This is a genomic window from Yinghuangia soli (assembly GCF_021502675.1).
GTDB lineage: Bacteria > Actinomycetota > Actinomycetes > Streptomycetales > Streptomycetaceae > Yinghuangia > Yinghuangia soli.
The window spans coordinates 1-904 of record NZ_JAKFHA010000088.1; the positions used below are offsets into that span (position 1 = coordinate 1).

A 904-nucleotide genomic window follows, 5' to 3' on the forward strand; every position below is an offset into this window, starting at 1 on the left:
CTAGGCCCTGTCTTCAATGTGGTTGGAGCCAGAGGAGTGTTGCGGCGAGGGTGACGGCTGCTTCGTAGGAGGTGGCGGTCTTGTCGTAGCGGGTGGCGATGCCGCGGAAGTGCTTGAGGCGGTTGAAGCAGCGCTCGACGACGTTGCGGCGGCGGTAGGTCTGCGGGTCGAAGCCGCAGGGGCGTTCGCCGCGGCGGATCCGCCCGTTCAGCTGGTCGATCCGTTCGGGGATGGTGTGCTTGATGCCGCGTCGGCGCAACCAGCTGCGGATCCTTCGGGACGAGTAGCCCTTGTCGGCCACGACGTGGTCCGGGCGGGTCCGCGGCCGGCCCGGACCTTGGCGTCCGACGCGGATGCGGTCCATGACGTTCTCGAACTGGGTGCAGTCGTTGCGCTGGCCGCCGGTCAGGACGAACGCGAGGGGCCGGCCTTTGCCGTCGACGGCGAGGTGGAGCTTGGTGGTCCATCCTCCTCGGGATCGGCCGAGGGCGTGATCTTCCGGTTCGTCCCCGCCTGCGTCCCCCTTTTGGCGCCTGCGGCGTGCTGGTGGACGCGGACCAGGGTCGAGTCGACGGCGACCAGCCAGTCGACGTCGGCCTTCGTGTGGCGGTCGGCCTGCACCGCGGCGAGCATGCGGGTGAAGGTGCCGTCCAGCGCCCACCTGCGGAAACGTGTGTAGACGGACTGCCAGGGGCCGTATCTGGCAGGCACGTCGCGCCACGCGGCACCCGCGCGGATCTTCCACACGATCCCGTTCAGCACCCTGCGGTCGTCCAGCCGCGGCCGCCCCTTCGGCGGCCGCGGCAACCACGGCTCCATCAACGCCCACTCTTCGTCGCTCAGTTCATAACGCCGGATCACAAACCACATGATCCCGCGTCAGCGATTTGAAGACAGGACCTAG

1 pseudogene is annotated in these 904 nt (G+C 68.6%); it reads right to left on the bottom strand.

Annotated elements, in window-relative coordinates:
• Positions 1 to 13 precede the first annotated feature (13 nt).
• A pseudogene (locus LZ495_RS43655) lies at positions 14 to 870 on the bottom strand (IS5 family transposase).
• Between the last annotated feature and the right edge of the window lie 34 nt (positions 871 to 904).